Origin of the sequence: Flavobacterium sp. CBA20B-1 (genome assembly GCF_028473145.1) — a bacterium.
In the GTDB taxonomy this organism is placed as follows: Bacteria; Bacteroidota; Bacteroidia; order Flavobacteriales; family Flavobacteriaceae; genus Flavobacterium.
In genome coordinates this window covers 147,711-168,493 of the sequence record NZ_CP092370.1, presented here as the reverse complement: position 1 = coordinate 168,493, position 20,783 = coordinate 147,711, and the positions used below count along the sequence as shown (strand labels likewise).

Sequence of the window (20,783 nt, the reverse complement as noted above, 5' to 3'; positions counted from 1 at the left end):
AAACTACAATAACTTTATTAAAACTATTCAATTTTACAATTTTATTATTTAAGCCTTATCAAATACTCTCCATACCCACTTTTCTTTAGTGGTTCGGCAGCTTTTATTAATTGTTCTTTATTGATGTAGCTCATGCGGTAGGCTACTTCTTCAATGGCGCCGATTTTCATACCTTGGCGTTCTTCGATGACCTGCACAAACTGCCCCGCTTGCATTAAGGATGCAAAGGTACCAGTATCTAACCAAGCAGTGCCACGATCGAAAACGCCTACACGCAATTTGCCTTGTTTTAAATATTCTTTGTTTACATCGGTGATTTCGTATTCACCACGCGCTGATGGTTGGATATTTTTAGCAATCTCCACCACCGAATTGTCGTAAAAATACAATCCTGGAACTGCGTAGTTTGATTTGGGTTGCGCTGGTTTTTCTTCAATGGATAATACGTTGTTATCCGCATCAAATTCTACCACTCCGTAACGTTCCGGATCGTGTACCGGATATGCAAATACTACGCCACCATCTTCTTTGGTACAGTCTTGCAGCAACTTGCTCATACCACTGCCATAGAAAATATTATCGCCCAATACCAAGGCTACTTTATCATCACCGATAAATTTTTCACCAATCACAAATGCTTGTGCCAAACCATTAGGTTCGGGTTGCTCGGCATATTCAAAACGGCAACCGATTTGAGAGCCATCGCCTAATAATTTTTTAAAATGCGGTAAATCATGCGGTGTGGAAATGATTAATATTTCATTGATCCCTGCCAACATTAGGGTTGATAACGGATAATAAATCATTGGTTTATCATACACCGGCATTAACTGTTTGCTAACTGCTAACGTTAAAGGGTGTAAACGGGTTCCTGACCCACCAGCTAATATGATTCCTTTCATTCTTTGTTGCTATATGGTTATATAGTTAAAAGGGTATAAAGTTAAATTTGTATAACTACCCCCATTCGGTACTTCTATAGTTCGACAAACTCACTAACCACAAGCTCAGTGACCGAGCTCAGAAACCGAAGATTAGTGCTTGACTTTAATTTATTTTGTTATTCAGCTAGTTTTGTTATTTCCTTTTCGATTACTTCTTTGCGTAAACCAGAGCTTGAAAAACGGTGGTCTCTGCTATTGTAATACAGCTCAATACCTTTTTCTTCGCAGTAGGTTCGACCTGTAAAATTCTTATCTTTATATTCATCACCCAAAATACGCAGATCGATTTTAAAAGAACGCAAAATATCTTCTAAATCTTGTTCGGTGGCATACGGAACTACCTCATCTACAAACGAACACGCCTTTAACTGAATGTAGCGTTCTACCACTGTTTGAACCGGGCGGTTTTTTTCCGGACGGTCAATAGTAGGGTCGGTTTGTAATCCACAAATCAAGTAATCGCACTGACGCTTGGCATCTTCCAGCATTTTGATATGACCAGCATGCAATAAATCGAATGCACTAAAAGTAATTCCTATTTTCATAAACTTTTTTTTAATTAATACATTAAGCAAACTTTTCATAAAGCAATACCGTTCAACCTATCGAACTTTTATAACTAGAATCGTTTGCGCTTATTTGTCCTTCACCCCCAAACAGTACAATGCCGTCTTTTGAGAGTGGTTTGTTGTAATAAAAACAAATACTGCGGTGGGCAATATCTTTTATTTTAGGGATGATGTTTTCGGTGTATTCCGTATTGATGTCGGTGCCCACAATGTTTATTTCAATGGTGCCGCTATCAATGCCTTTGGCGTAATCACCGATTAATTCAATCTGCTTTACATCGCCCATGCGCTCTAAAATCTGCTCTACAATGGCATCTAACCCTAAATATTTGTGCACCACTTGTTGCAATAATTGAAACATGGGGTGTTTGGTATTGGCATTGTAGGCAATTTTGTTGCTTACTTCTTTTTTTTGCAAATATCCGGCTTCCGATAAATGGTTCAACTCTTTCCGAATGGCATTGGTTGACTCGTTAAACTCGGATGCCAAACCTCGCAAATGCCCTGAATTGGCGGAAGTTACAAAAAACTTTACCAATAGCTTTACACGGGTTTTTGAGGTAATTAATGATTCTAACATATACATTGCCCAAATGAGCAGTAAAGGTACTCGTTTTTTGTTAATGAACAAATTTTTGCTAAAAGTTTTACGATTTGGTAATGTGTTTTTTTTTACTGTATAGCGTATGAATGTATATTGTATGTCCGGGTGATGTGGTTGATAGCGCCATTCGTGGGATTCTTTTAATCTGGGGTTGATTTGTTTAAAGTTTAAGGTTTAAAGTTTGAATGAAACACTAATTCTTGTTTTGAAGCTGAAAAACTCCCCCTTTGAAGGGGGATTAAGGGGGATGTAATTTTTGTCTGTATATTGTATGAATGTATAGTGTATGTTTGGGTGATGTGGTTGATAGAGCCATTCGTGGAAATTTTTTAATCTGGGGTTGATTTGTTTAAAGTTTAAAGTTGTAGTGAAATGCGGATTCGACTGTTTACTTATATTTTTTTACATTATACAACAATACAGTTTACAATATACATTTGTGTATTATAAATATTGCAACATCCCCCCTGCCCCCCTTCAAAGGGGGAATATTTGCAGTTTTGTTTTTAGTTTGGGATTATAAAAAAGTTACTTTAAACTGGAAGTTTTAATAGGAACTACCATCTTATTTTGAAGCTGAAAAACTCCCCCTTTGAAGGGGGATTAAGGGGGATGTAATTTTTGTCTGTATATTGTATAAATGTATAGTGTGTGTCTGGGTGATGTGGTTGATAGCGCCATTCGTGGCAATCTTTTAATCTGGGGTTGATTTGTTTAAAGTTTAAAGTTGCAGTGAAATGCTGATTCGACTGTTTACTTATATTTTTTTACATTATACAACAATACAATTTACAATATACACATAATTTTTTTTCGGTATAGTGTATGAATGTATAGTGTATGTGCGGGTGATGTGGTTGATAGAGCCATTCGTGGGATTCTTTTAATCTGGGGTTGATTTGTTTAAAGTTTAAGGTTGCAGTGAAAAGCGGATTTGACTGTTTACTTATATTTTTTTCACATTATACAACAATACAATTTACAATATACACATAATTTTTTTTCGGTATAGCGTATGAATGTATAGTGTATGTCTGGGTGGTGTGGTTGATAGAGCCATTCGTGGAAAAATTTTAATCTGGGGTTGATTTGCCTTTAAAAATTATTTTAATTGTTAGTTTTACATGTTGGTTAATGAAAAACCTTGATAATCTATTTGATAATTTTTAAACTGTGATTGTAAGTTTTGTGTTTTTTCTTTTAATTTTTTTATATCTATTTTATTCTGATTTCTCTTAACTTCTCCAAAAAGTACTTTTTTATCCAAATCGTTAACAGCCACTATGTCAATTTCATTTTGATTATTACGCTCCCAATACGATCCAATATTATTGTAGCTTTTAGTATCACTTAATTTTTCAATAAAATACCGCTCTAATATTTTTCCGCTGTATACAGCATAATCACGTTGAATAATATTTTTAACATATTCTAAATTACCTATTTCTACCGCACTGCGGTATTTATAAATGAATCTGAACCAAAATTGAAGAAAATTATCTTCTATGCTGTATTTTACACTTCTACTATTTGGTTTTGCCAAGATTGGACGTGTTTTTTTTATAAGTCGATATTCATTTTCCAAACGATCTAGGAAACCTCCTGTTTGCATTTCCATAATCGATTCTATTTCTGTTCTAGACGTTTTGCCTGAAGCAATTAGGCTTAAGATTGAAAAATAGTTACCATAATCTTTACCAAATTCGTCAATCAATACATTTTTTCCTTCTTCTAAAAACAAAGAGTTTTCTGTAAGTATCTCTTCTAAAATAGCTTCAAGTGAAAATGCTTTGGCCTGTACCAGCAATTCTACATACTTTGCAACGCCACCGGTAAAAAGAAAAAATGCCAGTAGATCTTCGTTTGAATAGTTGGGTGAGTAATCATTGAGAATCTCTTTTAATGTTGCAAGATTAAAAGCTTTAAGATATATTCTTTGTGTTGCTCTTCCAAAAAGCGGTTCTTTAGCATTTTCGAAAATACGCATCATCATAGAATATACAGAACCACATAAAATTAAGTTTATTTTACTGTACGATTTATTAGCATCCCATATGTGCTGCATTTCAGAATATACGGACGGATTTACCGAAGTGAATTCTTGAAACTCATCAATTATCAATGTAAAGCGCCGCGTTTTTGATAATTCCATTAAAAAGCCAAATATTTCTTTAAATGTTTTTATTTCACCAAAAACAGGTATATTCAACACTTGCTTGATTTCATCTACAAACTCTGCACAAAGCAATACTTCACTTTTTTTTGCAATAAAAAAATATAAACATTCCGATTTTTCTGTAGCTTTAATTAATAAACTAGTTTTTCCGATACGTCGCCTACCTACCACAAAGGTCATTTGAGCGGCTTCAGCAGAACGATCGCTTATATTTCTTAGTTTGTTAAGTTCTTTATCTCTGTTATAAAATTTCATAATATCGCAATACGAATTACAGTAATGTAGATTACAATAACAAAAATACAAAAATAATTTGTATGAATAGTAAGATATCACTTTTATTCAGGTAAATAAATACGGTTAGATCAGAAAAATGGTTTTACTTGATGTATATTGTATATTGTATATAGTATTTTGTATCACACCCATCCGAAAGTTGGATAAAAAAAAGTGCCTGAGAATGCTTTACTTTGAAAAACATCTCAACTTTTTTCAACGATGGCATTATTCAGGCGTTCCAAAAATACAAATAAACCGTTACTTGGTCAAATTATTCAATTAATTCCCAAACATTTACTTAATAACGAAATCCGTAAGCACCAATCAGACAAAGGTTGCCTTAGAATTTTTCTGTAACAAATTAATAAAATGACAATGAAGAAAGTTTTATATACCTTTCCAAAATTCATCAGTTAAATAAAAAACGGTATCAATGAAGTATAAAATATCATTTTGTGTAGAACATTTTCATCATGTAAATCTTCCAATATGATTCCTATTTCCTTATTGATATAATCATTGTTACGGTTATTATAAAAACCATTTGCAGTCAAAAAACTTTTTACCTTATCTAAATCGGTTACAGATGTAACAGAAACATAGTTTTGCTGCACAACCGCATATAAAACATTATTATCTTTAGTAAATCCTTTTAATTCATAAGCTGTATCGGCGAAAAAGAAATTATGAAGAAGTAAATTAAATAAATAATCTCGCCAAGAACTATAATAAAAAGCGTCGTTTAATTTTAATACATATTCGCTATCTTTCAGATAAACCTTTTGTTCAGCTCCCTCACTTACATACTGCGAAAAATCAATGTTATTAATCCACAAATGATTTGCGGTTATATAACTTTCTAAGACCTTTGTTTCTTGTTCTTTGAAAGACTTTTCAACTTCAGTTGTTGTGCTTGCTTGCGTGCCATTGCTAAGGTAACTGGTAATTGCTTGGATAACTGTTCCAAACCTAACTTGGCTCTTTCCTGAAAGGATATGGTATAATTCATGTTTCAAACTATTTTGCATCTACAAATATAAAGAATATTTTTATTTCACTAAAAGAGATGATTCAATGGATAAATGTGAATTTGCTGATAAACAAATGATTCGCTGAAATAAATCTAGTTCAGAATGCAATATGTAGAAATTATTTATATATGGTTTATTTGTTTAAAGTTTTGTTTGCTGTATAACGTAAAATGTATATTGTATGATCGGGTGATGTTGTAAGTAGCGTAATTCGTGGAAAACCATTAATTTGTCGCGAATTGGTTTAAAGTTTAAGTTTGTTGTGAAATGCGGATTCGACTGTTTACTTATATTTTTTTACATTATACAACAATACAGTTTACAATATACATTTGTGTATTATAAATATTCTAACATCCCCCCTGCCCCCCTTCAAAGGGGGAATATTTGCAGTTTTGTTTTTAGTTTGGGATTATAAAAAAAGTTACTTTTAAACTGGAAGTTTTAATAGGAACTACCATCTTATTTTGAAGCTGAAAAACTCCCCCTTTGAAGGGGGATTAAGGGGGATGTAAGTATCATGAAATCAAAGTGATTTATTATTTTTACATTATGAAAAACAAAATTATTCCTTACAATCAAAGGCTAACAGAGTACGCTCGATATCTCAGGAATAACAGCACGTTAGCTGAAATATTATTGTGGCAAAAAATAAAAAGAAAAGCCCTTTCGGTAGAATTCCATAGACAAGTACCTATGCTCAATTACATTGTTGACTTTTATTGTCATGAATTGATGTTGGCAATAGAAATTGATGGAAATAGCCATGATTTTAAATATGAATACGATACTAATCGTCAAGGTGAACTTGAAAGATGGGGTGTGCAGTTTATTCGTTTCACTGACGTGGAGGTAAAAAAAGAAATTTTTAGTGTTATTTTAGCAATTGAACAGCAAATTGAACAACTTAAAAATTAAATCTACATCCCCCCTGCCCCCCTTCAAAGGGGGAATATTTACAGTTTTGTTTTTAGTTTGGGATTATAAAAAAGTTACTTTTAAACTGGAAGTTTTAATAGGAACTACCATCTTATTTTGAAGCTGAAAAACTCCCCCTTTGAAGGGGGATTAAGGGGGATGTAATTTTTGTCTGTATATTGTATAAATGTATAGTGTGTGTCTGGGTGGTGTGGTTCATAGCGGAATTTGTGGGAATATTTTAATCTGGGGTTGATTTGTTTAAAGTTGAGTGAAAAAGCTGATTTAAGTTGTCTTTTGCGTTAGGGATGGAAGTGGATAGCCCACAGCGAGGAGGCACGACGAGCGAGGACTTGGAACAAACAGCCCGACCCGACTATTTGAAAGGATGGTTTGTTTTGCACATAGTGTAATCAAATTAAATTTTGCTCTTGAAACGAAAATGGAGGGGAACGCCCTGAACAAAATCAAAAAAACTCACCTGATTGCCAGATGAGTTCTCTTTTAACTATATAACTAAATAAAAAAACTATAAAATTAGCATGGCATCACCATACGAATAAAATTTATATCCTTCTTTTACGGCTTCGTCGTATGCCTTCATCATTAAATCGTGACCTGTAAATGCAGAAATCATCATTAATAAGGTTGATTTGGGCATGTGGAAGTTGGTTATCATACAATCGGCTATGCTGAAATCGTATGGTGGAAAGATGAACTTGTTGGTCCAACCTTGGTATGGATTTAGTGTGTGGCTCGATGAAACAGAGCTTTCTAAGGCACGCATAGAGGTGGTACCTACGGCACAAACTTTACTTTTTTTAGCTTTTGCGTTGTTTACCACATCACAGGCTTCTTGGGTAATGATTAATTCCTCTGAATCCATTTTGTGTTTTGATAAATCTTCTACTTCCACCGGGTTAAAGGTTCCTAAACCTATATGCAGCGTGATTTTTGCAAAATCAATGCCTTTTATTTCTAATCTTTTTAATAAATGCTTAGAAAAGTGCAAACCTGCTGTGGGTGCTGCTACGGCGCCTTCTTCGGTTGCATAAATGGTTTGGTAACGGTCTTCGTCTTCTGGGGTTACATCGCGGTTGATGTATTTTGGTATGGGAGTTTCTCCTAATTCGCGTAATTTTAAACGAAATTCTTCATACGAACCATCGTACAAAAAGCGTAGGGTACGTCCGCGCGATGTGGTGTTATCAATCACTTCGGCTACTAATGAATCATCATCGCCAAAATATAATTTATTTCCTATACGAATTTTTCGGGCTGGATCTACTAAAACATCCCAAAGGCGTTGCTCTGAATTTAATTCGCGCAATAAGAACACTTCGATACGTGCACCGGTTTTTTCTTTATTACCATACAAACGTGCCGGAAAAACTTTGGTGTTGTTTAGAACCATTACATCGCCTTCATCGAAATAATCGATTAAATCTTTGAACAACTTGTGTTCAATGGTACCTGTTTTGCGGTTTACTACCATTAAGCGAGATTCATCGCGGTTTTCAGCAGGAAATTCTGCTAATAATTCGGTTGGTAAATTAAAATTAAAATTTGATAACTTCATACAAAAAAGTCCGTTTTAGTTGCGCTTAATCAAAAAAATTAAGTGTGCAAATATACGACTTGCAGATAGCCTTTGTCAAGTAAATACCGATATATTTTAAAAAACAAAAACAAATTGTTGATTATCAACCTTTTAAACAACTCTTAATATCGCTCCAAAAATCGGGATATGATTTTGAAACAACTTCGGCATTTTTAATTTCTAAAGATTGTTTTAAAGCTAATGGTGCAAATGCCATTGCCATGCGGTGGTCTTGATAGGTTTCTATAGCGATACAATGATTTTGAAAAGTTATAGAATTCGTTAACTGAATGGTATCAACAGAAATGAAAACTTCTGCACCGAATTTCGTTAACTCGTTTTTCAACGCTTGCAATCGATCGGTTTCCTTGATTTTTAGGGTATGTAAACCTGTTAAATCGCAGGTAATACCTAATCCCAAGCAAGTTACAATGATGGTTTGGGCAATATCGGGTGCATCATTCAAATGCAGTTTTATATGTTTTATGGATGGATTTTCAATTTTTGTAAGGATCATCTTTTGGTCTTCAAATGTGGTCTGAACTCCAAATTTTTGATAGATTTCAGCCAAATTGGCATCGCCTTGCAAACTGTGCTGCTTGAAATATCCCAATGTAATTTGCGTATCGGTTTTTGATAAGGCAATAAAACTATAAAAATACGATGCCGAAGACCAATCTGATTCTACCGTAAACGTATCTTTTGCAAGTTTTTCGGTAAATGGAATTTTTATGATATTATCGTGAAATGATGCTTTAATTCCTAATGCTTGCAACACCGAAAGTGTCATTTTTATATACGGAATAGACGTAACAGTGCCTTTTAATGCTATTTCGAGTCCGTTTGGTAAACTTGCCCCAATCAGCATTAGCGAGGTAATGTATTGGCTGCTTACATTGGCATCAATTAAAACTTTATTGCTATGAATTTTTCTGCCGATTATTTGTAAGGGCGGAAAACCGTCATCTTTTAAATAGGAAATATCGCATCCTAACTGTTTAAGGGCTTCGACCAAAATTTTAATTGGCCGTTGGTGCATTCTGCTTGATCCTGAAAGCACTACTTCTACCCCTTCTTGAATTGCAAAATAGGCTGTTAAAAAGCGCATGGCTGTACCGGCATGATGCACATTGATTTCGTTTGATGTTCCAACTGCCTGCAAAGCATTTTTCATTACTTCTGAATCGTCTGAATTGGATGCATTTTCAATTTTTAGATTTGGATACAATGCTTGAAGCAAAAGCAATCTATTGGTTTCGGATTTAGAACCCGAAATGATGATTTCCCGATTACTTATAAATTCACTTTTATGGAGCAAGAGGTTGTACATAGCTTTTGTGTAGCGTAATTTTAACCAAAAATACTAAACTATTTACAAAAAAAATCGGGCAAATAGCCCGATTTTCTGTTTTATTAATTGCAATTAGGTATTAAAAGTTTTTAGAAATACCAATGTTTACCGTTTTTCCAAAGTTGAAATCAAAACCAGATGATTTTACAGATGGTGTAGTATCAGTTGTCATTGAGTTGTATTGAAGACCGCCGATTGAGAAGTTTAAACCAAAGCTGTTTTTCATGTTGATAAACAAAGCTGGAGTAATCCCCGCGTAAAAACCATTTGCTTTTAATGATGTTGCAGGCATTCCAGTAACGGTGTTTTCTGCTTTAGCTGTTTGGTAACCAGCAGAAACATCAGCAAAAACAGCAAATAAATCGCTTAACGGTTGTGTGTAACGATAAAATGCACCGATTTTGAACATGTTTTCTGTGTATTCTGAAACTGAAGTAGTTGTACCAACCATCGTAGATGTTTCGTCTTTTGAATTTGCAATAGACGCTTGTAAACCAACCGTCATGTTTTCGTTGAATTGGTAACCAACTGTTGGTGAAAATTCAAATGTTGAATATTTATTATCTCCCACTTTTTCAGAAGTAATTCCAACATTACCGCCCACTAAAATAGTTCCTTCTTGTGCATTTGCCATACCTGTTACAGCAATTGCCAACATTAACATGATTTTTTTCATTTTTTTCTTTTTTTAAATTTGGTGCAAATGTATTCTGTTTTTTAAATAAATTGATATTTTTTTGCAATATGGGCGCAAAATAACATATTTATAGTACACGTTTTTTAGCAACAATTACTCCTTTTTTAAAGAAAGAAAATTTTATTTTAGCTTTTGATTGTTGTGATGACGGTCGTGGTCGCGGTTGGTTTTTAAATCCATTTTTTTATCGAAAGCTTCCTGCAAGTTTACACCCGTTTGATTTGCCAAACACAACACTACAAAAACCACATCAGCCAATTCTTCGCCTAAATCTTTGTTTTTATCGCTTTCTTTTTCAGATTGTTCGCCATATCTGCGGGCAATAATTCGGGCTACCTCTCCTACTTCTTCTGTAAGTTGTGCCATATTTGTTAGTTCGTTGAAATAACGAACACCGTGTTCTTTTATCCAATTGTCAACTTCGAGTTGTGCGTTTTTAATGTTCATATTATAATTAATTCTGTTTTTTAAAAATTCGTGGTTTTATTAATCGATCATATATATAAAGTAGTAATAAAAAAATTAAATATTTACCTATTAAATTATACCAGCACAATTCTTCGCCGTTTAAGGCGCATTGAATTTCATTATAACTCATTAAAAATGAAACTACAATATATATTAAGGTATATAAAAAGAGTTTTTTTAGCATTATTCTTTATTCTTGGTATCAATGATTATGGTAACAGGTCCATCGTTTATAAGGCTTACTTTCATATCTGCACCAAATTGTCCGGTTTGAACCTTTTTTCCTACTGATTTTTCAATCGATTTAATAAAAGCTTCGTATAACGGAATGGCGATAGGTGGTTTTGATGCTTTAAGATAAGAAGGTCGGTTGCCTTTTTTGGTTGATGCATGCAAGGTAAACTGACTTACGACAATGATATCTCCATTTACATCTTTAACCGATTTATTCATTACTTCATTTTCATCGTTAAAAATACGTAGTTGGGCAATTTTTGCAGTTAACCAATCAATATCATCTTGCGTATCGGCATCTTCAATTCCGACTAAAATCAATAATCCTAAACCAATATTGGCTACTTTTTCATTGTTTATGGTTACCGAAGCTTGCGAAACTCTTTGAATTACTGCTCTCATTTATTCGTCGGTTTTTTTTCCGTTGCCATACACGTCGGTTCGGTAATTGTCTTCATCACCCTCTAAAATTTGGATGTAGCTTTTATAACGCGACCATGAAATTTCATCGTTATCTAATGCGTCTTTTACCGCACAATATGGTTCTTCTCTATGCAAACAATTGTTGAACTTGCATTGATCTTTTAATTTAAAAAACTCCGGGAAATAATCGCCCACTTCTTGTGGTTCCATATCTACGATTCCAAAACCGCGAATTCCGGGTGTATCAATAATTTTTGCATTAAAACTTAAATCATACATTTCGGCAAAAGTGGTGGTGTGCTGTCCTTGTTGGTGCTGTTCGGAAATTTCTTTTGTTTTTAAATTCAAACCCGGTTCCAAAGCATTCACCAATGTAGATTTCCCTACACCCGAATGACCAGTAAACATGGAAACTTTATCAGTCATTTCTGCTTTTAACTTTTCTAAACCTTTGTCCTCTACAGCCGAAACCCGCAAGCATCTATAGCCAATACTTTCATATATATATTGCAAATACAATTGATCATTCAGAGTTTCTTCTGAAAAAGTATCTACTTTATTAAAAACCAAAACCGCTTCAATATCATATGCTTCGGCTGTTACCAACAAACGGTCGATAAAACTGGTGGTGGTAACGGGATTATCAATCGTAACCAAAATAAAAAGCAAATCTATGTTTGATGCAATGATATGAACCTGCTTAGACAAGTTTACCGATTTGCGAATTAAGTAGTTTTTGCGCTCGTGAATTGTGGTGATGATGCCTGTGACGGTATCGGCAGTGTTGTCTAACTCAAAATCTACCTTGTCGCCAACAGCAATTGGGTTGGTACTTTTAATACCTTGCATTCTAAATTTTCCTTTAATTCTACATTCATAAAAAACATTGGTATCCGCTTTTACGGTGTACCAACTGCCTGTAGATTTATAAACAATTCCGGTCATTTTTTAAGATACAATTTAGAATTTTCACAAATATACTATTTCTAAATAAACAACACTTATTCTGTTTCTATTTAAATCAATCCTGATACAAATAAGCAGCCATTTTAGATTGATAATTGTACTGTTTTCAGATATATTTTGTTGGAATCGAATGAAATTTGGCAACAAAAAAAGACTGCCATGCAGTCTTTATATAATTATTGAAATCGTATATTAGTATTTGTAACCAATTCCTTTTTTAATGTTTTGAGAACCTCCTAAAGCATTTGAATTGGCACCAACAGTAGATTTGTCTGAAGTCATTAATACAAAGGGGCAACCTTCTTTAGCAGCCGCCATTTTTAATTTTTTTTCGGCTTTTCTATCACCTGTGTTTCCGCTGTGATAATTAATTAAGCTTGTTTTACCTCTAAGTTCATCTACTTTCTTCAATCCTGCAATGTAAGCTTTGTCTTCTAATATCACTACTTTTTCCCAATCGTCTTCGGAAGATACTACAATTTTTTCTGTCATCTCTTCTACTCTTCCGCTTTTTCCATATACAATCTTTTCAATTGCATATTTACTAATCACGTTTTCTGCTTCTTCACCATCGTAAACAAAGGTAATTGTGTACTCTTCATTTCTAAGCACTTTCCCTTGAAGTGTTTCTCCATTATGTTTTTTAACCGCATCTGTTTGCGCATTAACAATTGTTGTTACCAATAAAACAACAAGCATCAAGATTTTTTTCATTTTTTTAAAAATTTTAGTTGGCTATATTACAACTTTTTTTTGATTTTTAAAACTGCTATTTTCTGTTGATTATATGGTCTTGTCTGGTGATGCTTTCATCGTGTATTGCCTTGAATAATGAGGTGATGAATGCTTCGCCCAATTTATTTTCCTTGCCTTCGCGACTCATTTTTATTAATACTTCTTGCCAGCGTTCTGGTTGCAAAACGGCTACGTTTTTGGCTTTTTTAAGCATTCCTATTTCATCGGCAATTTGCATGCGATCTTTTAATAAACGTAAAATTTGAGTATCAATTTCATCAATTCGGGTTCTAAAAAGTTGCATTTCGTGTACATACGAATCTTCTTCGTTCACTAAATCGCGCTGCACTAAATTTGAAACAATGGCAATTAATTGCGCCGGAGTTACTTGTTGTGCGGCATCACTCCATGCTAAATCGGGTGTGCAATGCGTTTCAATCATCAATCCGTCGAAATTTAGATCCAAAGCTTTTTGAGCTACTTGTTCAATCAAATCGCGATTTCCCGTGATGTGCGATGGATCATTAATCAATGGAATTTCCGGAAAGCGAATCTGTAAATCAATAGGAATTTGCCATTCGGGTGTATTGCGGTATTTTACTTTTTCATAGCTTGAAAATCCGCGGTGGATAAACCCTAATTTTTGAATTCCGGCATTCTGTAAACGCTCAAAACCACCAATCCAAAGGCTTAAATCAGGATTTACTGGATTTTTTATAAAAACGATTTTATCGGTTCCCTGCAACGCATCGGCAATTTCTTGCACCGCAAAAGGATTCACAGTGGTTCTTGCACCAATCCACAGCACATCGATACCGTGGGCTAATGCCAATTCCACATGCTCTGCAGTGGCAACTTCGGTAGCCAAAAGCATTCCAGTCTCTGCCTTTACTTGTTGCAACCATTTTAAACCAATAGCACCAACACCCTCAAAACCGCCTGGACGTGTTCGTGGTTTCCAGATACCAGCACGGAAAACAGTTGCGGTATTTTTTATTTCATGCGCAATTTGAAGCACTTGATCAGGTGTTTCTGCACTGCACGGACCTGCGATTAATAAAGGGTTATTGCCCGATAATTCTTTAAACCACAAAGCTTTTTCGTTCACTTTTGTCATATTACAAATTTACAGATATTTCGGTAATATTATTAATTATTTAAGTTGTTATATTCCTTAACCCCTGGTGCATTATTAAACGAGATTAATTTTTAGGTTGTTAATATTTCTATTAAACACAAATTTATTCAAATATTGAATAGTTGTCAGTGTTGTAATTTTAGCCAGAATTCTTTTTTAAAATCCTTCAAAGGTCTTTGCGTAACTTCTTCTAATCATAAATTGGTCACACAATTGTGAGAACAGAGTTTCAATTCTTTTTCTATATTTTTTGAAATGATAAAATTGAGGTTTATAACCTTTTTGATTTTTTCTTTTCGGAGTTTCTAATTGGATATTGACCTGGTTAAATAAATCAAGTTGAATGGTTTGTGAAAGATAACCTTTATCTCCAAGTAAAACACAATCAGACATTTGCTTTCTTATATCCTGCAAATAATGAATATCGTGGACAGAGGCAGGAGATAAATCAAAACTTTGAAAAACACCAGAAATTGAGCAAACAGCGTGTAATTTATAGCCATAAAAATGTAAATTTTGTGAAGCACAAAATCCCTTGTTGGGAATGGCATAATCGACCTCCTTACATATTTTACTTCTGGAAGAACGTGTTATTTTACACACTTCCAAGGGCATACTATCGACCACAAAATAGTTTTCAAACTCATTAAATTTTTTTACCATTTTCATTCTGATTTCTTCGATAAATGGAAATAATTTTCTTTTTCTTCTGTTGTAAACACTTCGCTCAATTTTAGATTCAATTTCAAAACCCTTAATTTCTCTAAATAGCTGATGTTCAGAATCAATCGATTTAAATTCTGACAAGATTATTAAACTAAACCCCTGGTGCATTATTAAACGAGATTAATTTTTAGGTTGTTAATATTTCTATTAAACACAAATTTATTCAAATATTGAATAGTTGTCAGTGTTGTAATTTTAGCCAGAATTCTTGTTTTAAATCCTTCAAAGGTCTTTGCGTAATTTCTTCTAATCATAAATTGGTCACACAATTGTGAGAACAGAGTTTCAATTCTTTTTCTATATTTTTTGAAATGATAAAATTGAGGTTTATAACCTTTTTGATTTTTTCTTTTCGGAGTTTCTAATTGGATATTGACCTGGTTAAATAAATCAAGTTGAATGGTTTGTGAAAGATAACCTTTATCTCCAAGTAAAACACAATCAGACATTTGCTTTCTTATATCCTGCAAATAATGAATATCGTGGACAGAGGCAGGAGATAAATCAAAACTTTGAAAAACACCAGAAATTGAGCAAACAGCGTGTAATTTATAGCCATAAAAATGTAAATTTTGTGAAGCACAAAATCCCTTGTTGGGAATGGCATAATCGACCTCCTTACATATTTTACTTCTGGAAGAACGTGTTATTTTACACACTTCCAAGGGCATACTATCGACCACAAAATAGTTTTCAAACTCATTAAATTTTTTTACCATTTTCATTCTGATTTCTTCGATAAATGGAAATAATTTTCTTTTTCTTCTGTTGTAAACACTTCGCTCAATTTTAGATTCAATTTCAAAACCCTTAATTTCTCTAAATAGCTGATGTTCAGAATCAATCGATTTAAATTCTGACAAGATTATTAAACTAATTAATTCAATATCAGATAGTTTAGGCTTTATTGGTTTAAAATATAAATTCTCTTTTTCCGAAATTTTCCGCAATTCCTTCAAAATTAATTTGTAACTTGCTTCTAAGTTGCTCATGATTGTATTTGATTGTCAGTCAATACAATATACTACTTTTTTGTATCTTGAGCAACTTTTTATATAATGCACTACGGGTTAAACTAATTAATTCAATATCAGATAGTTTAGGCTTTATTGGTTTAAAATATAAATTCTCTTTTTCCGAAATTTTCCGCAATTCCTTCAAAATTAATTTGTAACTTGCTTCTAAGTTGCTCATGATTGTATTTGATTGTCAGTCAATACAATATACTACTTTTTTGTATCTTGAGCAACTTTTTATATAATGCACTACGGGTATTCCTTATTAATTTAATTAAAAAACCCCAACAAAGTTTAATACTTTAATGGGGTTGAATCATTAAAAATTATTTATAAATAATTCATTATTTTTTAACTACTTTTTTTACAGCCTTACCTTCGTTGGTTTTAACATATAACATATACGTACCCGAGGCTAAATCTGAAATATTCAATTGTATTTCGTTTTCGTTATTAAATTTTTGTAACTTAACATTCTTTCCACTTACATCATAAAGTTCTATCTCTTCAACACCTATGTTTTCGTTGTTGGTTATGGTAACGATATCTGATGCAGGATTTGGAAAAATATTAAATTTAGACGTTAAAAATTCATCAACATTTAAATAAGAAGGTAATGTTGGAATGGCAGATATTTTCATGTTATCTATTTTAATAATGGATAATGAATTTAGTGCATATATAGAAAAAGATATACTTTCAGGTTCCAAATTGTGAGAAAAATTTCCATATCCTTGAAGATTGAGTGTTTGCAAATAAAAAAAGACATTATTTGTGTTATAATCTATAAACATCTCTACTTTAATCCAAGCGTCAGATGGAAAAGTAGAAGTATTATATTTTTTCAAGTTAACTTCTGAATTTTTTGGAGATTTAAAATATCTTCCTATCAAATGATTATGAAGCGAACTATATTTTAAATCTATTAAAACTTCATTTTGATGGAGAATACCTCCTTTTGGTCCCTCATTAAATGATCCAGAACCATAAATTTCATATTCATATTTTAAAATATTATTACCCACAATACGGTTTTTCCATAAATTATATAATATACCAGGTACTTGTTGTAAAATTATTTGAGAATAACCACTATTCTGATCTGTTCTTTTCAAAACCAAAACATTTCCTTTTCCTGTTTCAGGCGTGACAAATGCGTTTGAATCCAAATTTAGTGTTTCAACATACCAACCACCTTGCCCAGGTGTTTGCCCGGTAAGATTTGTATTTAAAGTTCCAACCGTATAACCATCAAAATCATCACTCCACAACAATTGTGCATTAGTTGATTGAAAAGTTATTAAAAATAAAATAAAGTAAAGATTTTTCATAAGATTCTTTATTAATTTAACCTATACAAGATAAAACAAAATAAATTGTATAACAAAAAAATACGTATTTTTGTGTAAAACAAAAAATTCTATGTCGATAGAAGTACAAAATATCTCTAAAAACTACGGAACGCAAAAAGCGTTGGATGCGCTTTCTTTCACAGTAAATAAAGGCGAAATTGTAGGTTTTTTGGGTCCAAACGGTGCCGGAAAATCTACTTTAATGAAAATTTTAACCACCTATATCGATGCCGATAACGGAACGGCTGTTGTAAACGGATTTAATGTGCGTACGCAACAAAAAGAGGTTCAAAAATCGATTGGTTATTTACCTGAACACAATCCGCTTTATTTAGATTTATATGTGCGTGAATATTTAGCTTTTAATGCAGATGTTTACAAAGTGGATAAAAAACGTATTAAGGAAGTGATACAGCTTACGGGTTTAACGCCAGAAGCACACAAAAAAATCGGACAATTATCAAAAGGTTACCGCCAACGCGTGGGCTTGGCTACGGCTTTGCTACACGACCCTGAAGTGTTGATTTTAGATGAACCCACGACTGGATTGGATCCAAACCAATTGACAGAAATTCGTGAGCTGATTAAAAACATTGGCAAAAACAAAACGGTTTTTTTATCGACCCATATTATGCAGGAGGTGGAAGCGATTTGCGACCGTGTGCTTATTATTAAAAAAGGGGTGCTTGTGGCCGATAACAAACTGCAACAGATTTTTACCACAGATAATGATCAAGTAATTGAAATTGAATTCGATTTAAAGATTGAAGAGGAATTTATAAAACGTTTGCCTCATTTAAAATCTTATCAAAATATTCACGATATGCAGTGGGAACTAGTTTTTAATGCGGATGCAGACATGCGTGCACAATTATTTGATTTTGCTAAAGAGCTAGATGTGAAAATTTTGTCTATGCAGCTTAAAAATAAAAATCTGGAAACTATTTTTAGAGAAAAAACGATGTAAAAAAATCCCTTTCGGGATTTTTTTATGAACCAAACAAGCGTTTCCAAAAGCTTGGCTTTGCGTTTAACGTTTCGCTCTCATTTTTTTTATTGGTAGGAATCCGGTTCTTGATGAATCACCTTGCGTTCTGCTTTTATTTAAACACCAGATTTTCAATACTGAAACACTTCATTTTTATTTTGCAAGTATAAATAGATGCTATTATTTGTCATTTCCGACATTAAAACACCTGCAGTATATAAAATAAAAAATCCCCAAATGGGGATTTTTATTACTAGCGTTTATTGCTTAGATTTTAGTTTTTCGTTATTTGATCATAGCGATTGAATTCCTGAAACAATTCTAATAATTTCATTGTAGCCGAAACCAAATCGTTTGTTTCTAATAAAAATGAAAAATACAATTGACTATTCTTTGGACTTGTTTCGGTGGTTCGAATACGCTCAATTTGTTTTTGAATAGACTCTTCGATATTAACACTTAAAGTATTTTTGTGTGCTAACGTAATTTCTATTTTAGTAAAATCTTTTGTTTGAAATAACGTATGTACTTCTATAAGCACTTTGTTTAATTCTTGTTCGATGAACTTAATATCTTTGATCTGATTAAACTTCAATTTTTTGTGGTTGTTATCCACATGTGTCATACAGCTTTGAGAAATATATCCTAAAGATTGAATAATATCTTGTAAGTATCCCAACGTATGAACATAGAATTTACTTGCTTCAACAGATGTATCGTCTAAATGCTTGATAAAATAATAAACATTGTCTTTAAGTTTTTCAATCTCTTTTTCGATCTTTTTAACCTTTTTCTTATTGCGCTTTAATGCTACCAAATCTTGGTGCACTAAACCTTCAATAACTTCTGAATAGATAGTGTTTGTATGGTTAATTACTCTTGATATTTGATGAGAACTTTCTGTTATCACTTCTTGAATGGTAACAATATCTTCTTTACTTAGAAGTTTATCTTCTTCTAATTTTTCTTTCTGTTTTGTTTTGTGCGCTCTATGGCTTCTGTACAAGCTAATTCCTAATACTACTAAAACACCAACAAAAGCAAACGTTTCTCCATAATATAAAAGTGTTGCAATGATAACCGAAGTGATAAAAGCCACGATTGCAGTTGCAAACCATCCGCCAATTACATTAAAAACACCTGAAACCCTGTAAACAGCACTTTCTCTATCCCACGCTCTGTCTGCGAACGATGTACCCATTGCTACCATGAAGGTAACGTATGTGGTTGATAAAGGTAATTTTAAAGAGGTTCCTAAAGCAATTAAAATACTAGCAACCATTAAGTTAACCGAAGCGCGAATCATATCGAAAGCTGGTTCTTCCATGCGTTCTTTTTTAGATTTTTTCACTTCTTCTTTAATAAAACGCTGGTCTAATTTTAATTGAAACGATTTAGGAAGCACATAGTTAACCACGTTTCCAAATAGTACTGTTCCACGAACAATAACGCGTGCAATGCCATTTGGGGCAAACTTTTCTTGTCCTTCGCCTTGTCTAGAAAGACTCATTTCGGTTTCTATTACCTTTCGTGCTTTTTTAGAAGTCCACAAGGTGAAAACCATCACTAATCCTGCAAATAACAAATAGTAAAACGGTGCCACGATTTTGTTGTTTGCCAACTCGCTCATCATGTACGAATTAGGATCAGCACCTGCCGATGCAGAGAAAAATTCGTACGATTGAATTGCAGCAATTGGTACACCAATAAAGTTGACTAAATCGTTACCTGCAAAAGCTAAGGCTAAAGCAAATGTTCCAATAAGAATAATAACTTTAAGGATATTTACTTTGAAAACCGTCATTAAAAATTGAGAAATTATCGTCCAGAATACAAAACAAATTCCTAAAATCAATAGTTGATTTCCTTTAATAAAACTAAGCGTTTCTTTATCGATAAACGAAACACCTTTTAAACCTTTTATAAGGATAAAGAAGGAAATAAACGAAATGGCGAATCCACCAAACAGCGCTCCAAATTTTCGGATACGATCTGCCGATTGAAAGGTAAAAATAAGTCGTGAGAAATACTGCACAATACTTCCCAACAAAAAAGAAAGTAGAACCGACAGCAAAATACTTATGACAATTTCAGATGCTTTATCTGTATTTATATAGGAACCTAAGGTGCTTAGCGAATCATCTATCGCCAAAATCTTAATTACCCCTAAACATACAGCCGCACCCAGCAATTCAAATACAATAGACACCGTTGTTGAAGTGGGTAAACCTAATGAATTGAATACATCTAACAGCAAGATGTCTGAAACCATGACGGCGAGAAATATAATCATCACCTCATGAAAGGAAAACATGGAAGGATTGTAAATACCGCTTCTGGCGATTTCCATCATTCCACTTGAAAAAATTGCACCAAACAATATTCCTATCGATGCTACAATCATGGCTGTTTTAAAAGATACCGCTTTAGATCCTAAAGCAGAATTTAAAAAGTTAACAGCGTCATTACTTACTCCTACCGCAATATCTATAATTGCTAAAACTGCAAGAGCAACCAACATAATAATATAAATCTGTTCCATTTATTTTGGATTGCTAATTTTGATGC

The 20,783-nt window shown here is 33.3% G+C and carries 18 protein-coding genes and 2 pseudogenes; 2 read left to right on the top strand and 18 right to left on the bottom strand.

Features of this window, described 5'->3' with window-relative positions:
* Positions 1-44 precede the first annotated feature (44 nt).
* The 5 genes from rfbA to MG290_RS00775 all read right to left on the bottom strand — a co-directional run bounded on the left by rfbA (position 45) and on the right by MG290_RS00775 (position 5,588).
* Positions 45-902, bottom strand: coding sequence for a glucose-1-phosphate thymidylyltransferase RfbA (gene rfbA, locus MG290_RS00795; RefSeq protein WP_264562039.1), 858 nt, complete (start codon positions 900-902; stop codon positions 45-47).
* Positions 903-1,060: 158 nt separating this feature from the next.
* Positions 1,061-1,489: an adenylyltransferase/cytidyltransferase family protein gene (locus MG290_RS00790; RefSeq protein WP_264562038.1), complete on the bottom strand. Its 429-nt coding sequence runs from the start codon at positions 1,487-1,489 to the stop codon at positions 1,061-1,063.
* Positions 1,490-1,541: 52 nt separating this feature from the next.
* On the bottom strand, positions 1,542-2,144 hold the full coding sequence (locus MG290_RS00785) for an ArsR family transcriptional regulator (protein ID WP_272585829.1): 603 nt from the start codon (positions 2,142-2,144) through the stop codon (positions 1,542-1,544).
* Between the two features lie 1,093 nt (positions 2,145-3,237).
* Positions 3,238-4,548 (bottom strand): ATP-binding protein, encoded by a 1,311-nt coding sequence (locus MG290_RS00780; RefSeq protein WP_264562036.1) that lies wholly within the window; start codon positions 4,546-4,548, stop codon positions 3,238-3,240.
* A 437-nt stretch (positions 4,549-4,985) separates the two neighbouring features.
* Positions 4,986-5,588: a hypothetical protein gene (locus MG290_RS00775; RefSeq protein ID WP_264562035.1), complete on the bottom strand. Its 603-nt coding sequence runs from the start codon at positions 5,586-5,588 to the stop codon at positions 4,986-4,988.
* Positions 5,589-6,155: 567 nt separating this feature from the next.
* Between MG290_RS00775 and MG290_RS00770 the strand changes: the two genes are divergently transcribed.
* Positions 6,156-6,521 carry an endonuclease domain-containing protein gene (locus MG290_RS00770; RefSeq protein ID WP_264562034.1) on the top strand — a complete coding sequence of 122 codons (366 nt, stop codon included), beginning with the start codon at positions 6,156-6,158 and terminating at the stop codon, positions 6,519-6,521.
* Between the two features lie 529 nt (positions 6,522-7,050).
* Here the strand turns inward: MG290_RS00770 and queA are convergent.
* The 12 genes and pseudogenes from queA to MG290_RS00715 form a co-directional block, all read right to left on the bottom strand.
* The gene (queA, locus tag MG290_RS00765; RefSeq protein WP_257499214.1) at positions 7,051-8,100 is read right to left on the bottom strand and encodes a tRNA preQ1(34) S-adenosylmethionine ribosyltransferase-isomerase QueA; all 1,050 of its coding nucleotides are present in this window, start codon (positions 8,098-8,100) and stop codon (positions 7,051-7,053) included.
* 124 nt (positions 8,101-8,224) lie between these two features.
* Complete coding sequence (locus MG290_RS00760) at positions 8,225-9,451, bottom strand: 3-phosphoshikimate 1-carboxyvinyltransferase (RefSeq protein WP_264562033.1); 1,227 nt, start codon at positions 9,449-9,451, stop codon at positions 8,225-8,227.
* A 100-nt stretch (positions 9,452-9,551) separates the two neighbouring features.
* Positions 9,552-10,148 (bottom strand): porin family protein, encoded by a 597-nt coding sequence (locus MG290_RS00755; RefSeq protein WP_264562032.1) that lies wholly within the window; start codon positions 10,146-10,148, stop codon positions 9,552-9,554.
* 141 nt (positions 10,149-10,289) lie between these two features.
* A complete protein-coding gene (locus MG290_RS00750; RefSeq protein WP_264562031.1) occupies positions 10,290-10,616 on the bottom strand; it encodes a nucleotide pyrophosphohydrolase in 327 nt (108 codons plus the stop codon).
* A 204-nt stretch (positions 10,617-10,820) separates the two neighbouring features.
* Positions 10,821-11,273 (bottom strand): D-aminoacyl-tRNA deacylase, encoded by a 453-nt coding sequence (dtd, locus tag MG290_RS00745; protein ID WP_264562030.1) that lies wholly within the window; start codon positions 11,271-11,273, stop codon positions 10,821-10,823.
* Positions 11,274-12,239, bottom strand: a complete 966-nt coding sequence (rsgA, locus tag MG290_RS00740) for a ribosome small subunit-dependent GTPase A (RefSeq protein WP_264562029.1) — start codon at positions 12,237-12,239, stop codon at positions 11,274-11,276. It lies immediately after the preceding gene.
* Between the two features lie 213 nt (positions 12,240-12,452).
* Entirely contained in the window at positions 12,453-12,974 is a 522-nt protein-coding gene (locus MG290_RS00735; RefSeq protein WP_264562028.1) for a hypothetical protein, read from the bottom strand.
* A gap of 55 nt (positions 12,975-13,029) precedes the next feature.
* A complete protein-coding gene (locus MG290_RS00730) occupies positions 13,030-14,112 on the bottom strand; it encodes a chorismate mutase (RefSeq protein WP_264562027.1) in 1,083 nt (360 codons plus the stop codon).
* Positions 14,113-14,187: 75 nt separating this feature from the next.
* A pseudogene (locus MG290_RS00725) lies at positions 14,188-14,952 on the bottom strand (IS982 family transposase); the annotation flags it as partial.
* A gap of 17 nt (positions 14,953-14,969) precedes the next feature.
* Positions 14,970-15,851 (bottom strand): IS982 family transposase, encoded by an 882-nt coding sequence (locus MG290_RS00720; protein WP_264562026.1) that lies wholly within the window; start codon positions 15,849-15,851, stop codon positions 14,970-14,972.
* Positions 15,852-15,903: 52 nt separating this feature from the next.
* A pseudogene (locus tag MG290_RS14830) lies at positions 15,904-16,053 on the bottom strand (IS982 family transposase); the annotation flags it as partial.
* Between the two features lie 166 nt (positions 16,054-16,219).
* Positions 16,220-17,206 (bottom strand): T9SS type A sorting domain-containing protein, encoded by a 987-nt coding sequence (locus tag MG290_RS00715; protein WP_264562025.1) that lies wholly within the window; start codon positions 17,204-17,206, stop codon positions 16,220-16,222.
* 91 nt (positions 17,207-17,297) lie between these two features.
* On the opposite strand from MG290_RS00715, the gene gldA reads away from it, so the two are divergent.
* Positions 17,298-18,194: a gliding motility-associated ABC transporter ATP-binding subunit GldA gene (gene gldA, locus MG290_RS00710; RefSeq protein ID WP_264562024.1), complete on the top strand. Its 897-nt coding sequence runs from the start codon at positions 17,298-17,300 to the stop codon at positions 18,192-18,194.
* A gap of 295 nt (positions 18,195-18,489) precedes the next feature.
* Here the strand turns inward: gldA and MG290_RS00705 are convergent, their stop codons facing one another.
* The gene (locus MG290_RS00705) at positions 18,490-20,757 is read right to left on the bottom strand and encodes an inorganic phosphate transporter (RefSeq protein ID WP_264562023.1); all 2,268 of its coding nucleotides are present in this window, start codon (positions 20,755-20,757) and stop codon (positions 18,490-18,492) included.
* Positions 20,758-20,783 lie beyond the last annotated feature (26 nt).

What these genes read in the sequence shown, in the direction of transcription:
- rfbA (WP_264562039.1), bottom strand. Translation starts at nt 902, where the DNA reads ATGAAAGGAATCATATTAGCTGGTGGGTCAGGAACCCGTTTACACCCT.
- MG290_RS00790 (WP_264562038.1), bottom strand. Translation starts at nt 1,489, where the DNA reads ATGAAAATAGGAATTACTTTTAGTGCATTCGATTTATTGCATGCTGGT.
- MG290_RS00780 (WP_264562036.1), bottom strand. Translation starts at nt 4,548, where the DNA reads ATGAAATTTTATAACAGAGATAAAGAACTTAACAAACTAAGAAATATA.
- MG290_RS00770 (WP_264562034.1), top strand. Translation starts at nt 6,156, where the DNA reads ATGAAAAACAAAATTATTCCTTACAATCAAAGGCTAACAGAGTACGCT.
- queA (WP_257499214.1), bottom strand. Translation starts at nt 8,100, where the DNA reads ATGAAGTTATCAAATTTTAATTTTAATTTACCAACCGAATTATTAGCA.
- MG290_RS00760 (WP_264562033.1), bottom strand. Translation starts at nt 9,451, where the DNA reads ATGTACAACCTCTTGCTCCATAAAAGTGAATTTATAAGTAATCGGGAA.
- MG290_RS00755 (WP_264562032.1), bottom strand. Translation starts at nt 10,148, where the DNA reads ATGAAAAAAATCATGTTAATGTTGGCAATTGCTGTAACAGGTATGGCA.
- MG290_RS00750 (WP_264562031.1), bottom strand. Translation starts at nt 10,616, where the DNA reads ATGAACATTAAAAACGCACAACTCGAAGTTGACAATTGGATAAAAGAA.
- dtd (WP_264562030.1), bottom strand. Translation starts at nt 11,273, where the DNA reads ATGAGAGCAGTAATTCAAAGAGTTTCGCAAGCTTCGGTAACCATAAAC.
- rsgA (WP_264562029.1), bottom strand. Translation starts at nt 12,239, where the DNA reads ATGACCGGAATTGTTTATAAATCTACAGGCAGTTGGTACACCGTAAAA.
- MG290_RS00735 (WP_264562028.1), bottom strand. Translation starts at nt 12,974, where the DNA reads ATGAAAAAAATCTTGATGCTTGTTGTTTTATTGGTAACAACAATTGTT.
- MG290_RS00730 (WP_264562027.1), bottom strand. Translation starts at nt 14,112, where the DNA reads ATGACAAAAGTGAACGAAAAAGCTTTGTGGTTTAAAGAATTATCGGGC.
- MG290_RS00720 (WP_264562026.1), bottom strand. Translation starts at nt 15,851, where the DNA reads ATGAGCAACTTAGAAGCAAGTTACAAATTAATTTTGAAGGAATTGCGG.
- MG290_RS00715 (WP_264562025.1), bottom strand. Translation starts at nt 17,206, where the DNA reads ATGAAAAATCTTTACTTTATTTTATTTTTAATAACTTTTCAATCAACT.
- gldA (WP_264562024.1), top strand. Translation starts at nt 17,298, where the DNA reads ATGTCGATAGAAGTACAAAATATCTCTAAAAACTACGGAACGCAAAAA.
- MG290_RS00705 (WP_264562023.1), bottom strand. Translation starts at nt 20,757, where the DNA reads ATGGAACAGATTTATATTATTATGTTGGTTGCTCTTGCAGTTTTAGCA.